The 13,149-nt window shown below is 70.2% G+C and carries 12 protein-coding genes; 3 read left to right on the top strand and 9 right to left on the bottom strand.

Going from position 1 to position 13,149, the window contains the following annotated elements; all coding sequences use genetic code 11:
• Positions 1–3 precede the first annotated feature (3 nt).
• Genes BM345_RS06145 through BM345_RS06135 form a run of 3 tightly spaced genes read left to right on the top strand, consistent with a single transcriptional unit; the run spans position 4 to position 2,970 of the window.
• Positions 4–915 carry a carbohydrate ABC transporter permease gene (locus tag BM345_RS06145; protein ID WP_093376684.1) on the top strand — a complete coding sequence of 304 codons (912 nt, stop codon included), beginning with the start codon at positions 4–6 and terminating at the stop codon, positions 913–915.
• On the top strand, positions 902–1,879 hold the full coding sequence (locus tag BM345_RS06140) for a carbohydrate ABC transporter permease (protein WP_254789596.1): 978 nt from the start codon (positions 902–904) through the stop codon (positions 1,877–1,879). The genes BM345_RS06145 and BM345_RS06140 overlap by 14 nt, the downstream gene beginning before the upstream one ends.
• A gap of 17 nt (positions 1,880–1,896) precedes the next feature.
• The gene (locus BM345_RS06135) at positions 1,897–2,970 is read left to right on the top strand and encodes an ABC transporter ATP-binding protein (RefSeq protein WP_093376682.1); all 1,074 of its coding nucleotides are present in this window, start codon (positions 1,897–1,899) and stop codon (positions 2,968–2,970) included.
• A gap of 6 nt (positions 2,971–2,976) precedes the next feature.
• Here BM345_RS06135 and BM345_RS06130 read toward each other — a convergent pair whose 3' ends face one another.
• The 9 genes from BM345_RS06130 to BM345_RS06090 all read right to left on the bottom strand — a co-directional run bounded on the left by BM345_RS06130 (position 2,977) and on the right by BM345_RS06090 (position 13,050).
• Entirely contained in the window at positions 2,977–4,515 is a 1,539-nt protein-coding gene (locus BM345_RS06130; RefSeq protein WP_093376679.1) for a class I adenylate-forming enzyme family protein, read from the bottom strand.
• A 13-nt stretch (positions 4,516–4,528) separates the two neighbouring features.
• The gene (locus tag BM345_RS06125) at positions 4,529–5,521 is read right to left on the bottom strand and encodes a Bug family tripartite tricarboxylate transporter substrate binding protein (RefSeq protein WP_093376677.1); all 993 of its coding nucleotides are present in this window, start codon (positions 5,519–5,521) and stop codon (positions 4,529–4,531) included.
• Positions 5,522–5,872: 351 nt separating this feature from the next.
• The gene (locus BM345_RS06120) at positions 5,873–6,796 is read right to left on the bottom strand and encodes a polysaccharide deacetylase family protein (protein ID WP_093376675.1); all 924 of its coding nucleotides are present in this window, start codon (positions 6,794–6,796) and stop codon (positions 5,873–5,875) included.
• A gap of 5 nt (positions 6,797–6,801) precedes the next feature.
• Positions 6,802–7,845: a bifunctional UDP-4-keto-pentose/UDP-xylose synthase gene (locus tag BM345_RS06115; protein ID WP_093376674.1), complete on the bottom strand. Its 1,044-nt coding sequence runs from the start codon at positions 7,843–7,845 to the stop codon at positions 6,802–6,804.
• Positions 7,846–7,877: 32 nt separating this feature from the next.
• Positions 7,878–8,813 (bottom strand): formyltransferase, encoded by a 936-nt coding sequence (locus tag BM345_RS06110; protein WP_093376671.1) that lies wholly within the window; start codon positions 8,811–8,813, stop codon positions 7,878–7,880.
• Positions 8,810–9,802 (bottom strand): glycosyltransferase, encoded by a 993-nt coding sequence (locus BM345_RS06105; RefSeq protein WP_093376670.1) that lies wholly within the window; start codon positions 9,800–9,802, stop codon positions 8,810–8,812. The genes BM345_RS06110 and BM345_RS06105 overlap by 4 nt, the downstream gene beginning before the upstream one ends.
• A 2-nt stretch (positions 9,803–9,804) precedes the next feature.
• Positions 9,805–10,956, bottom strand: coding sequence for a DegT/DnrJ/EryC1/StrS family aminotransferase (locus BM345_RS06100; RefSeq protein ID WP_093376667.1), 1,152 nt, complete (start codon positions 10,954–10,956; stop codon positions 9,805–9,807).
• The gene (locus tag BM345_RS06095) at positions 10,953–11,342 is read right to left on the bottom strand and encodes an SMR family transporter (protein ID WP_093376665.1); all 390 of its coding nucleotides are present in this window, start codon (positions 11,340–11,342) and stop codon (positions 10,953–10,955) included. The genes BM345_RS06100 and BM345_RS06095 overlap by 4 nt, the downstream gene beginning before the upstream one ends.
• 61 nt (positions 11,343–11,403) lie before the next feature.
• Positions 11,404–13,050, bottom strand: coding sequence for a phospholipid carrier-dependent glycosyltransferase (locus BM345_RS06090; RefSeq protein ID WP_175544919.1), 1,647 nt, complete (start codon positions 13,048–13,050; stop codon positions 11,404–11,406).
• Positions 13,051–13,149 lie beyond the last annotated feature (99 nt).

Here is a 13,149-nt window from a genome sequence, read left to right as displayed (position 1 = left end):
GCGATGTCCCCGCCCCTTGCGGCCGCCAGCTGGCAGGCCGAGCGCCGCCGCGCCTTCCTCGTCGGCCTGGCGCCATCGCTGGTGGTGCTGGTCGCCATCACGCTGGTGCCGGCCGTGGCGCTACTCGTGGCCAGCCTCACGCCGCTGAGCCTCACCGATCCGCTGGCCAGCTTCCGCTTCGACGATCCGCTCGTGAACTACCGCCACCTGCTGGAGGACAAGCGCTTCCTCGACTCGATCGGTACGCAGCTCAAGCTGTCCGTATCGAGCGTGACGCTGCAGGTCGCCCTGGGCCTGGGCATTGCGCTGCTCCTGCACGGGCCCTCGCGCATCCTCGCGGCCACGCGGGCGGCCTTCCTCATCCCGATGGTGCTGCCGCCCATCGTGGTGGCGCTGATCTGGAAGATCCTGTACACGCCCGACATCAGCCCGCTGCACCGCGCGGCCGAGGCGCTGGGCGCGCCCTTCTCCTCGCTCATCGCCAACCCGGACACGGCCTTGTGGGCGCTCAGCGTGGCCGACACCTGGCAATGGTTCCCCTTCACCATGCTGATGGTGCTGGCGGCCCTGCAGATGGTGCCGCAAAGCCCCATCGAGGCAGCGCGCCTGGACGGCGCCAACCGCTGGCAGCTGTTCCGCTTCATCGTGCTGCCGCACCTGCGCCCGGTGCTGGTGGTCTGCGCGCTGTTCCGATTGATCGACAGCTTCAAGGCCTTTCCGCTGATCTACGTGCTGACCAACGGCGGGCCAGGCACCGTGACCGAGGTCACCAACTACTACGGCTTCATCCAGGCCTTCAACTTCTCCTACTGGGGCTACGCCAGCGCGATCGCCATGGTGATCCTGGCCGGCGTGTTTGCGCTGGCCGCGCTGGTGAGCCGCCTGGGATGGAACCGCCACCATGAACACAGCTAACCCACGCTTCGACGACCTGGAACGCGCGCAGGCCCTGGCGTGGAGCCCGCTCACCAGCGCCCTGCCCGCTGGTGGCACGTCCGAACCCGTGGCACCGGGCACGCCCTGGCGTTTCGCGCCGCCGGCATGGATCGGTGCAACTGGAAGAAGCATCGCGCGCTTCGCTCGCCGGCATGCGCGCAGCGCGGCCGCCGTCGCGCTGCTGCTGGTGCTGATGTTCCCCTTCCTGTGGCTGGTGCAGCTCGCGCTGCGGCCGGAGAACGACATCTTCAGCGACTCGCTGTGGTTCACCCCCACGCTCGCTTCCTTCGCCGGGCTGCTCCAGGGCAACTTCCTGCGCTCCTTCGGCAACAGCCTGCTGGTGAGCCTGCTGTCCACCGGGCTCTCGCTGGCCATCGGCGTGCCGGCGGCCTACGCACTCGCGCGCTGGAACTTCAAGGCGCGCTCGCAGGTGGCGCTGTGGATCCTGGTGACGCGCATGGCGCCGCCCATCGCCTTCACCATTCCCTTCTTCCTGGCCTACCGCTGGCTGGGGCTGCAGGACACGGTGATCGGCCTGGCCATCGTCTACCTCACCTTCAACCTGGCCATCGTCATCTGGCTGATGCAGACCTTCTTCGAGGCCGTGCCGCCCGCGCTGGAAGAAGCGGCCTACATCGACGGCTGCGGCGTGTGGGAAGCCTTCTGGCGCGTAACCCTGCCGCTGGCCGCGCCGGGCCTGGCGGCCACGGCGGTGCTGTGCTTCGTGTTCTCGTGGAACGACTTCTTCTACGCGCTGATCCTCACGCGCACCGAGGCCATCACCGCACCGGTCGCCATCGTCAATTTCCTGCAGTACGAAGGATGGGAGTGGGGCCGCATCGCCGCCGCCGGCACGCTGGTGATGGCGCCGGTGGTGGTGTTCACGCTGGTGGTGCGCAAGTGGCTGGTGCAGGGTCTCACCGCCGGCGGACTCAAGGACTGAAACGAGAGAGAAAAGACATGGCAAGCATCGAACTGCGACAACTCAGCAAGCGTTATGCGAAGAACACGGTGGTGCACGGCATCGACCTGCACATCGGGGACGGCGAGTTCGTCGCCCTGGTCGGGCCTTCGGGCTGCGGCAAGTCCACGCTGCTGCGCATGATCGCGGGGCTGGAGGAAACCAGCGGCGGCGAGATCCTGCTGGGCGACCGCCGCATCGACTCGGTGGCGCCGCGCGACCGCGACATCGCGATGGTGTTCCAGAACTACGCGCTCTATCCGCACATGACGGTGGCCGACAACCTGGGCTTCTCGCTGCGGCTGCAGAAGATCAAACCGGCCGAGATCCGTTCGCGCGTGGCCGAGGTGGCGGGCATCCTGGGGCTGTCGCCGTTGCTGGAGCGCAAGCCCGGCCAGCTCTCGGGCGGCCAGCGCCAGCGCGTGGCCATGGGCCGCGCCATCCTGCGCCGGCCGCAGGCCTTCCTGTTCGACGAGCCGCTGTCCAACCTGGACGCCAAGCTGCGCGTGCAGGTGCGCACCGAGATCAAGGCGCTGCACCAGCGACTGGGCACCACCACCGTCTATGTCACGCACGACCAGGTGGAGGCGATGACGCTGGCCGACCGCATCGTGGTGCTCAAGGACGGGCGCATCGAGCAGGTGGGCACGCCGCTGGATCTGTACGACCGGCCGGGCAACGCCTTCGTGGCCGGCTTCATCGGCTCGCCGTCCATGAACTTCATCCCGGGCCGGCTGCAGCTCGAAGGCGCGCCGCATGTGCTGACCGACGACGGCCTGAAGCTGCCGCTGCCGCATGCGCCGCGTGCCAAGCACGGCGCGCGCGTGGTCTACGGCGCGCGGCCCGAGCACTTCGCGCTGGTGGGCGACAGCGACGAAGGCGTGGCCGCCGAGGTGCGCGTGGTGGAGCCCACCGGCTCTGACACGCAGGTGGCACTGCGCGTGGCCGGCCACGAGGTGGTGGCGCAGTTGCGCGAGCGCATCGCCGCGCGGCCCGGCGAACTGCTGCGGCTGCAGCCGCAGGCGGCGCTGGCGCATGTGTTCGATGCGGGGAGCGGGCTGCGGCTGAACTGAGCCGCCTCAGCCGGCCGGCACCGCCTTGAGCAACTCCTGTCGCATGACCTTGCCGCTGGCCGTGGTCGGCAGGCTGTCGACCACGAAGATGCGCGAGGGCTGCTTGTAGGGCGCAAGCTGTTCGCGCATGAAGGCATGGATGTCGGGCACATGCAGCTCTACGCCGTGGCCCGGCACCACGAAGGCCAGCACCTCCTCGTTGCCGCCCGGCTCGGGCCGGCCGACCACCGCGGCATGCGCCACGCCGTCGAAGGCGTTCAGCACGGCCTCGACCTCCGCGGGGTACACGTTGAAGCCCGATCGGATGATCATCTCCTTCAGGCGCCCGACGATGCGCAGCTCGCCGTCCTCGCCCATGCGGCCCAGGTCGCCGCTGGCGTACCAGCCGCCCGGCAGGAAGGCCTTGCGCGTGCCTTCCTCGTCGCGGAAGTAGCCGGGCGACACGCCGGGGCCGCGCACCCACAGCTCGCCGGTCCGGCCGGGGGCCACGTCCTGGCCCTTGGCATCGACCACGCGCAATTCAATGCCCTTCATCAGCGGGCCGGCAGACACGTCCTCGCGGTACTCGCCCAGCGGCGACAGGCTCACCAGCAGCGACTCGGAGCTGCCGTAGCCGTGGTGCACGGGCTGGCCGAAGAAGGCCTCGATGCGCTGCTTGAGCGCCCGGTCCAGCGGCTCGGCGCCGGCATAGAGGTAGCGCAGCTGCGGTGCTTCCAGCCGGCGCACGCCCTGGCGCTCGAAATGGTCGAGCAGGCGCGCGAAGAGCGTGGCCGGACCCTGCAGCAGCGACACGCGCTGGTGGGCCAGCGCATCGACCAGGTCCTCGGCCGAGAAGCGCCAGCGCATCACCAGGCTGCAGCCCGAGAGCAGCGCGGCCGACAGCGTGCCCAGGCCGAACACATGGGTCATGGGCACGAAGGCGTAGTAGCGGTCGTCGCGGCCCAGCGCGCGCACGTCCAGCGAGACCTCGGCGAAGTCCAGCAGCGCGCCGTGCCGGATCAGCACGGCCTTGGGCTGGCCGGTGGTGCCGGAGCTGAAGGTCATGGCGATCACGCCTTGCGCGTGCGGACCGGGCTCGGGCCGTGCATCGGCGCGCGGCGCGCTGCGCTGCAGGCCGGGCAGCGCGGATGGACGCGCATCGTGGCGCCGTGCAAGAGCCTGCGCGTCTTCCGACACGGCGGTGCTGAAGTAGACCAGGCGCGCGTCGCTGGTGCGGGCGAAGCGCTCGATCTCGGCCGGCGCCATGCGTGCGTTCACGCCGCAGGACCAGGCGCCCACGCGGCTGCAGGCCAGGATGAGGGCGATGTGCTCGGCGCAGTTCTCGGCCACCGCCAGCACGCGGTCGCGAGGCTGCACGCCGATGTCGCGCAGTTCCTGCGCCAGCAGGTCGACCATGTCGCCCAGCTGCGCGTAGCTGATGTCGCCTTGCGGCAGGTGCAGGAAGGCACGCCCGGGGTCGATGGCTCGCCAGTGGTCGAAGGCCTCGTGCAGGGTTCGGACAGTGCCGGCGGGCGGCGGCAGGTGGGCTTGCGCGGATGCGGTCATGCTTGCTTCGTGTTCAGTCGGTTTCGATGCCCTTGGAGACCGTCGCCCACATGGCGCGCTCCTTGCGCGCCTTCTCGGCGAGCAGCTCGGGGCCGATGTCCCAGATCTCGTAGCCCTGCTCCACCAGCCTGGCGCGCAGCGCCTCGTCGGCCAGCGCCTTGCGCACCGCCAAGTTCAGGCGGGTGACCATCGCCTTGGGCGTGGCCGCCGGGGCGTACAGCCCCATCCAGCCCTGCACCTCGTAGCCGCTCACGCCGGACTCGATGAGGGTCGGCACGTCCGGGAGCATCGGGTTTCGATCGCGCGAGGTGACGGCCAGCGGCCGCACCTTGCCGCTGGCGATGAAGGGCCGTGCACCGGCCACCACGTCGAACATCATGGCGATCTGCCCGCCGATGAGGTCGGTCATGGCTGGCGCGTTGCCCTTGTAAGGCACGTGCGTGAACTGCGTGCCGCTCATCTTCTCCAGCAGCGCCGCGCTCAGGTGGTTGGTGCCGCCGGTGCCGGCGGAGCCGTAGGTCAGCTCACCCGGATGCTGGCGCGCGAAGGCCAGCAGTTCGTTCATGCTGCGCCAGGGCCGGTCCTTGCCGACCACCAGCACGTTGGTGGTCTGCACCAGCGAGGCGACGGGCTGCAGGTCCTTCATCGGGTCGAAGGCCATGCGCCGCTGCACGTTGGGGTTGATGACGATGGTGGGGCTGCCGGCGAAGAACAGCGTGTTGCCGTCCGGCGCAGCACGCGCCACCGCGTCGCCGCCCAGCGAGCCGCTGGCACCGGGCCTGTTGTCCACCAGCACCGGCACGCCCAGCTCGCGCTGCAGGATGGGCGCGACGAGGCGCGCGGCTGCATCCACCGGGCCGCCGGCGCTGTAGCCCACGACCAACCTGACCGGCCCCATGGGCGATGAGTTGTTTTGCGCGAATGCCGTGCCGCTGCCCGCGGCCATGGCGAGCGCAAGCAGCAGCGCGCGCCGCCGCGAGGCGCGCAGGCCGGTGGGGGATGTCATCCTGGCTGTCTCCTGGTGTTGCGCCCAGGCAGGCCAGCACGTCGACGATGAACGGCCCTGCTGCCTCGGCCCTTCCAGTAGAGCAGCGCAAGTGCGCCGGGCAACTACCTGAATCGGGTGGCGTCGTCCAGGGGGCAGCGCGCGGCGCGTGGAGCCGCCGCCGTCCGCCACCAGGATACGGCCCCGCCTGCCATCTCCAGCATCTCGCGAATCAGGCCGGCGTCCTCGAAGACCTGCACGCAGGCAATGGACCGGCGGCAGCGATGCGTCCGCCATAACGGCGCAGCGCCGCATGGCACACCTGCACCTGCTCGCCCAGGCGGTCGCAGAGGTCGGCGGTGGGCGCGGCCGCTACGCCCGCTTGAAGGCCCGCCCCTGCACCGCCAGCGTGCCGCTGCGCCCTTCCACGCTGCCCTGAGCCAGCCGGTGCCGCGGCAGATCGCCGGGCATCAGCGCGGCGTACTGGTCACGCAGCGCGACCAGCGTGTGGCCCTGCGCCCGCCAGCCCGCCAGCAGGCGCGCAAGCACCGGGGCCAGCCGCATGCCTTCGAGCTCGGCGTGCAGCGTGTAGACCTGGTCCGCCTCCTCCTCGTCGGTGAAGGCCAGCAGGTGGCGGTGCACATTCGCTTCGGTGAGCTCGCCCACGCCGATCAGCTCGTCCAGCGTGGGCAGCGTCGTGGGCAGCTGCGGAGGCCCGAGCACCGTCCCGCTCTCGTCCACCGGCAGGAAGGCGTGCTCGCCGCGCGTGTCCGAGGCGTACTCGATGCCCAGCTCGGCCTGCGCCCGCGCCGCGTGCGCGTCGAACTGCCAGCCGGCGGCGCCGTGCAGCCGCGCCGGCATCCCGAACGCGTCGGCGAAGGCGTCGGTCGCACGCCGCATCTCGCGCAGCGCCCAGTCCGGGTCCTTCTCGCCCTCGGCCAGCAGGCGGTCCTGCCAGCGCACATGGTCCCAGCAATGAACGCCGACCTCGAAGCCGGCATCGCGCACGGCACGCAGGGTCGCGGCCTCGCGCCGGCCGATGTCGGGGCCGGGCAGCAGCGTGCCGTACAGCAGCGTGCGCCAGCCGTAGTGCGACAGCACCGAGGTGCGGCTGACCTTTTGCAGGAAGCCCGGGCGCAGCGCGCGGAAGATCGCGCGGCCGGTGTGGTCCGGCCCCAGGCTGAAGAGAAAGCTCGCGCCCGCCCCTGCATCGGCCAGCATGCGCAGCAGCGTCGGCACGCCCTCGCGGGTGCCGCGCCAGGTGTCGACGTCGACCTTGAGCGCAATGCGCGCCATGCCGCTCAGGCTTCCAGGTCGGCGATTTCCGCCGCGTGGTCCCGGTAGTACTCGAACACCGCGGCCAGCGCGTCGCGCATGTCCACGCGCGGCGACCAGTCCAGGTCCGTCATGGTGTTGTGGATGTGCGGCACGCGGTGCAGCACGTCCTGGTAGCCCTGGCCGTAGTAGGCCTGCGCCGGCACCTGGATCAGCTCCACGCGCTCGGCCGCATCGCGGTATTCAGGCAGCTTCTTCGCATGGGCCAGCATCATCTCGGCCAGCGCGACGATGGAGAAGTTGTTGCCGGGGTTGCCGATGTTGTAGATCTTCCCGTCGGCCACGCCGTTCTTGTTGGCGATGATCTTCACCAGCGCCTCGATGCCGTCGTCGATGTAGGTGAAGGTGCGCTGCTGGCGGCCGCCGTCCACCAGCCGGATCGGCTCGCCGCGCACGATGTGGCCGAGGAACTGGGTGATGACGCGGCTCGATCCTTCCTTGGGCGCATGCAGGCTGTCCAGGCCCGGGCCGATCCAGTTGAAGGGGCGGAACAGCGTGAAGCGCAGCCCCTGCTCCTGGCCGTAGGCATGGATCACGCGGTCCATCAGCTGCTTGGCGCAGGCATAGATCCAGCGCGGTTTGTTGATCGGTCCGTAGACGAGGTTGGAGTTCTCTGGGTCGAAGCTCTCGTCCTCGCACATGCCGTAGACCTCGCTGGTGGACGGGAACACCACGCGCTTGTTGTAGCGCAGGCAGTGCCGCACGATGGGCAGGTTGGCCTCGAAGTCCAGCTCGAACACCCGCAGCGGCTCGCGCACATAGGTGGCCGGCGTGGCAATGGCCACCAGCGGCAGCACCACGTCGCACTTCCTCACGTGGTATTCGATCCACTCCTTGTTGATGGTGATGTCACCCTCGAAGTAGTGGAAGCGCGGGTTGTCCAGCCAGGGCTCGACGCGGTCGCGCAGCATGTCCATGCCGTACACCTCCCAGTCGGTGTGTTCGATGATGTGGCGCGTGAGGTGGTGGCCGATGAAGCCGTTGACGCCGAGGATCAGGACTTTGAGCATGGGAAGGCCTTGTGTCTTGGAGTAGTTGTGGCTCAGGCATGGACGCGAGCCGTGCTCGCGCCGAAGAGCGTTTCGAAGTTGCCGGCGAAAAGCGCTTGCGAGCCGGTGCGTGCCGCCAGGACGTGCACGGCCGCGCCGTCGGCGGCCGCCAGCCACAGCTGGCCCTGGTCCGCGCACAGCCGCAGCTCGCCCGGCGGCCAGGGCGCATGCGCGTGGCGCAGCGAGCTGCGCTCGATGAACACGCGCCGCCCGGCGACGTCGATGAACGCGCAGGGATAAGGCGGCGCCAGCGCGCGCACCAGGTCGTGGATCTGCGCCGCGGTGGCGCCTGCGGGGATGCGCCCGTCCTCGGGCTTGCGTCCGCCGAAATAGCCGCCCTGCGACAGGTCCTGCGGCCGCTCGGCGGCGGTGCCCTCGACCAGGCGTGGCAGGCTGCGCGCCAGCACGATCTCCGCCGCCACCGTGACCTTGGCGAACACGTCGACGGCGGTGTCGTCGCCCAGGATGGGCACCGCGCACTGGTCGACGATGGCCCCGTTGTCGGGCTTCTCGTTCATGCGGTGCAAGGTGGCACCGGTCTCGCGCTCGCCGTGGATGATGGCCCAGTTGACCGGCGCGCGCCCCCGGTAGCGCGGCAGCAGCGAGCCGTGCATGTTGAACGCGCCGCGGCCCGCAAGAGTCAGCCACTCGGTGCGCAGCATGTGGCGGTAGTAGAAGGAGAAGACGAAGTCCGGCTGCGCCTGGGCCGCCTGGCGCAGCAGGTCCGCGTCGTGCGGATCGCCCGGCGTCGCCACCTTCAGGCCGTGCTCGCGGGCGAGGCGCTCCACGCTCTGGAACCAGATGGTCTCGCCCGGTGCGTCCGCATGCGTCACCACCAGCGGCACCTGCACGCCGGCGTCGAGCAGCACGCGCAGGCAGCGCACGCCCACGTCGTGGTAGGCGAAGACGATGGCGCTGGGTGCCTTCACGGCTTGCGCTCCAGGATGGCGCTGATGAGGTAGCGCGGCCGCGAGCGCACTTCCTGGTAGATGCGGCCGATGTACTCGCCCAGCAGGCCGATGCCGAAGAGGGCCAGGCCCATCAGCAGGAACAGCAGCGCGAACAGGGTGAAGGTGCCACCTTCCTCGGGACCGAGCAGCAGGCGGCGCCCCGCCAGCAGCACGAAGAGCGCGCCCGACAGCATCGACACCACGATGCCCAGCATGGAGAAAGCCTGCAGCGGCACCAGCGAGAAGCCGGTGACCAGGTCGAAGTTCAGGCGCACCAGGCGGTAGAAGGAGTACTTGGATTCGCCGGCATGGCGCGCCTCGTGCGCGATCTCCACTTCGGTCGGGCTCTCGGCGAACTGGTGCGCCAGGGCCGGGATGAAGGTGTTCATCTCGTTGCACTGGTTGATGAGGCCGACCACCCGGCGGCTGTAGGCACGCATCATCGAACCCTGGTCGTTCATCTCGATGCCGGTCAGTCTGTGGCGCAGCCGGTTCATGGCGCGCGAGGCCCAGCGGCGCCAGGCCGAGTCCTGCCGGTCGCGCCGCACCGTGCCCACGCAGTCGTGGCCCTGGTCCATGGCGGCCAGCAGGCGCGGGATCTCTTCAGGGGGGTTCTGCAGGTCGGCGTCCAGCGTCAGCACGCGCTCGCCGCGGCAATGGGCGAAGCCGGCCAGGATTGCGCGGTGCTGGCCGAAGTTGCCGTTGAGCAGGATCACCCGCGTCACGTCGGGTCGCAGCTCGAACTGCGTGCCCAGGATGGCGGTGGAGCGGTCGCGGCTGCCGTCGTCGATGAAGACGATCTCGTAGCGAAGCCCCAGCGCATCGAGCGCCGGGTACAGGCGCTCGAACAGGGCGGCCAGCACTGCCTCCTCGTTGTACACGGGGATGACCACGCTCAGCTCGGTCGGGCTCGCCTGGGGATCCGCCAGCGGGTGCCAGCCGTCGTCGACCTGCGGGGTGTCGTTCATGTTCATGGCGTTGTCCTCTGGCGCAGCGCATGCGTCACCGCCGCGACGGCCTGGCACACCCGGTCCACATCGGTGGGACGCATTTCGGGAAAGAGCGGCAGCGTGAGAATCCGCGCGCCGATGTCCTCGGCCACCGGAAAGTCACCCGGGCCGTGGCCGCGCGCGCGGAACAGCTGGAACAGGTGCATGGCCGGGTAGTGCACGCCCACGCCGATGCCCTGCTCGCGCATGCCGGCGATGAATTCGCCGCGCCGCCCGGCCAGCCAGCGGGGCAGCAAGGGCTGGAACATGTGCCAGTTGCCCTCGGCCGGCGCCACCTGGCGCGGCGGCAGCTCGAAGCCCAGGCTGGCGTCCCAGCGCCGGTAGTAGCGATCGGCCAGCAGTCGCCTGGCAAAGGCGAAGTCCTTCACCTGCCGCAGCTGCCCCAGGCCGATGGCAGCGGCCACGTCGGTGAGGTTGGCCTTGGCGCCCCAGGCCTGCACCTCCAGCTCGCCGCCGGCCAGCCGCTCCACGCCCTGCAGGCGCAGCCGCTCCAGTTGCGTGGCTTCCTGCGCGTCGTTCAGCACGATGCAGCCGCCCTCGGTGGTGGTGATGTTCTTGTTGGCGTGGAAGCTGAAGCACACCAGGTCGCCGAAGCTGCCGATCTCGCGGCCGTTCCAGCGCGCGCCGAAGGACTGGGCAGCGTCCTCGATCACACGCAACCGGTGCCGGCTCGCGATCGCCGCGAGCGCATCGCGGTCCACCGGCAGGCCCGCCAGGTCGACCGGTATCAGCGCCCGCGTGCGCGGCGTGATGGCCGCCTCGATGCGCGACAGGTCGATGTTGCGCGTGGCCGGGTCGACGTCGACGAACACCGGCATGGCACCCACTGCCAGCACCACGTTGGCGGTGGCCACCCAGCTCAGCGGCGTGGTGATGACCTCGTCGCCCGGGCCGATGCCGCACACGCGCAGGGCCAGTTCCAGCGCGGCGGTGCCCGAGTTGAGCAGGCGCACCGGCCGGCCACCGAAGCGCTCGCCGAGCGCGGCTTCCAGCGCCTGGCACTTGGGGCCGGTGGTGATCCAGCCCGAGCGCAGCACCTCGCCCACCTCGGCGATGGTCTGCTCGTCGATCATGGGCCGGGTGAAGGGCAGGAAGTCCGGCGGCGTGCTCATGCGGCGCTCCCGCTGCGGGCGATCACGACCACGCCGAGGATGATGATGGCGATGCCTGCCCAGCGCTGCGCGTTGACCGCCTCGCCGAAGAGCCACCAGGCCAGCAGCGCGTTGACCACGTAGCCGATGGAGAGCATCGGGTAGGCCATGCTCACGTCCACGCGCGAGAGCGCGACGATCCACACCACCACGCTCAGCACGTAGCAGGCCAGGCCGCCGAGGATGCCGGGGTGCAACGACAGCTGCAGCCCGGTGCGCCACAGGGCCGATGCACCAGCCGTCAGCGAGATCGCGCCCACGCTGGCGGCGCCGGCCTTGAGCATGAGCTGGGCGGCGGCGTTGAGCAGCACGCCGGTCATCAGCAGGCCGAAGGTCGAGGCGTTCATCGAAAGACCTCCGCCCTGCGGGCTGCGGTGCGAGCGCCCTTCGGAACGGCCGGGCGGGTGCTCATGGTTTCACCACCACGACGCGGCGCGTGTCGCGGTAGACGACGCGCATCGGCACGCCACGCTGCGCCAGTTCCTGCCAGGTGGCCTGCGACATGTACGCCGCGGCCTTGGGCGCCTGGGCCCAGCGCGCGACGAAGTCCTCGATGCGCTGCAGCGACTTGCCCGGCTCGATGCCCTGGCCCAGTTCGAACTCGTCCTCGTAGTCGGCCAGGACGATGTCGCGGCGAAGGTAGAAAGGCAGGGTCTGGTCGTAGCTGCGCACCGCGAACACGGGAGTGTTCGCGTCGAGGTAGGACGCCAGCGCGTGGGCCGGCCTTTCGCCGCTCTTGAGCTGGCCGAAGCTGTCGTGCGATTGCAGCACCACCAGCGTGGCCACGATGTGGCACAGCGCGAGGCTCCAGATGGCCGAGGTTGTCCGTTCGCGGCGCAGCAGCAGCCAGGCGGCGACCGCGCCCAGCAGGAACAGGCCGGCACCGGCGCGCACGGCATGCGCCATCGGCATGATCACGTCCAGGGGGCTGTTGGCGCTGGTGAACCGGCTCGCCTGCGTGGACGCGAGCAGCGCCAGCAGCCACATCGCGATGGGCACCAGCAACGCGCCGCGCACCACCTGGCTGCGGGCCGTGCGAAGGCGTTCGGCCACCAGCAGGGCCAGCGCGGGGAACATGGGCAGGATGTACGAGGGCAGCTTGGAGCCCGACACGCTGAAAAAGAGGAACACGAAGCCCGCCCAGGCCAGCAGCGCGCGGCGCTGCGACCGAAGCGCCACCGCACGCACGTCGTCGGCTTCCGGCTGCGCGGGGCGGAAGACCGGCAGCGCGAGCGCGCCGGTCCACGGCAAGGCACCGGCCAGCAGCAGCGGCACGTAATACCACCACGCGCCCTCCCGGTGGTGGGAGTGGGTGAGGAAGCGGGTGAAATGCTCGTGGATGAAGAAGAAGCGCGCGAAGTCGGGGTTGCGCATCGACACCGCCACGAACCAGGGCGCGGTGATCGCCAGGAAGAGCAGGCTGCCCGGCAGCCAGCGCATGCCGCGCCACCACGAGAGGTCGCGCTCCCACAGGCTCAGGATGACCAGGGTGGCACCAGGAATCAGCAGGCCCACCAGCCCCTTGGTCAGCACCGCGAGCGCCATCGCCACCCAGGCCGCCAGCACCCAATGCCGGCTCGCCGCGGCATCGGTGGCCGGGTCGCGCGCCAGCAGCATCGTGCACAGGGCCAGCGTGAGCCACAGCGTGAGCCCGGCGTCCAGCGTGAGGTAGAGGCTGTTGCCCAGCACCCAGGTCATGGACGCGCAGATCGCCAGCGCCCGCAGGCCGGTCTCGCGCCCCCAGAGCCGGCCGGCGGTGAAGCCGACGGCCAGCACCGTCAGGAAGCCGGCCAGCGCGGGCCACAAGCGCGCAGCGAATTCGGAGACGCCGAAGAGCTTGAAGGCCAATGCGCCCAGCCAGTACTGCAGCACCGGCTTCTCGAAATAGAGAATGCCGTTCAGGCGCGGGGTGATCCAGTCGCCGCTGTGCAGCATGCCCAGCGACAGGCTGGCGTAGCGCCCTTCGTCGGGGCTGACCAGGGCACGCATGCCGATGGTCGAGAACCACACCAGGGCCAGCAGGCCGATACAGGCGGCGGGCAGCAGCCACGGCATGCTCTGTCCCGCGCGCCTGGCGCGCGGCCAATGCGCGACGCCCGGCGCGCTTGTTTCCGGCAAGACGATCATCGAACTCCCCGAGCAGGCAGCGGAGAA

The organism is Variovorax sp. OV329 (assembly GCF_900114785.1).
GTDB lineage: Bacteria > Pseudomonadota > Gammaproteobacteria > Burkholderiales > Burkholderiaceae_C > Variovorax.
Note: the sequence above shows the minus strand (reverse complement) of the source record. Positions and strands in the feature narration are given on the sequence as shown.

What these genes read in the sequence shown, in the direction of transcription:
- BM345_RS06145 (WP_093376684.1), top strand. Translation starts at nt 4, where the DNA reads ATGTCCCCGCCCCTTGCGGCCGCCAGCTGGCAGGCCGAGCGCCGCCGC.
- BM345_RS06140 (WP_254789596.1), top strand. Translation starts at nt 902, where the DNA reads ATGAACACAGCTAACCCACGCTTCGACGACCTGGAACGCGCGCAGGCC.
- BM345_RS06135 (WP_093376682.1), top strand. Translation starts at nt 1,897, where the DNA reads ATGGCAAGCATCGAACTGCGACAACTCAGCAAGCGTTATGCGAAGAAC.
- BM345_RS06130 (WP_093376679.1), bottom strand. Translation starts at nt 4,515, where the DNA reads ATGACCGCATCCGCGCAAGCCCACCTGCCGCCGCCCGCCGGCACTGTC.
- BM345_RS06125 (WP_093376677.1), bottom strand. Translation starts at nt 5,521, where the DNA reads ATGACATCCCCCACCGGCCTGCGCGCCTCGCGGCGGCGCGCGCTGCTG.
- BM345_RS06120 (WP_093376675.1), bottom strand. Translation starts at nt 6,796, where the DNA reads ATGGCGCGCATTGCGCTCAAGGTCGACGTCGACACCTGGCGCGGCACC.
- BM345_RS06115 (WP_093376674.1), bottom strand. Translation starts at nt 7,845, where the DNA reads ATGCTCAAAGTCCTGATCCTCGGCGTCAACGGCTTCATCGGCCACCAC.
- BM345_RS06105 (WP_093376670.1), bottom strand. Translation starts at nt 9,802, where the DNA reads ATGAACGACACCCCGCAGGTCGACGACGGCTGGCACCCGCTGGCGGAT.
- BM345_RS06100 (WP_093376667.1), bottom strand. Translation starts at nt 10,956, where the DNA reads ATGAGCACGCCGCCGGACTTCCTGCCCTTCACCCGGCCCATGATCGAC.
- BM345_RS06095 (WP_093376665.1), bottom strand. Translation starts at nt 11,342, where the DNA reads ATGAACGCCTCGACCTTCGGCCTGCTGATGACCGGCGTGCTGCTCAAC.
- BM345_RS06090 (WP_175544919.1), bottom strand. Translation starts at nt 13,050, where the DNA reads ATGCCGTGGCTGCTGCCCGCCGCCTGTATCGGCCTGCTGGCCCTGGTG.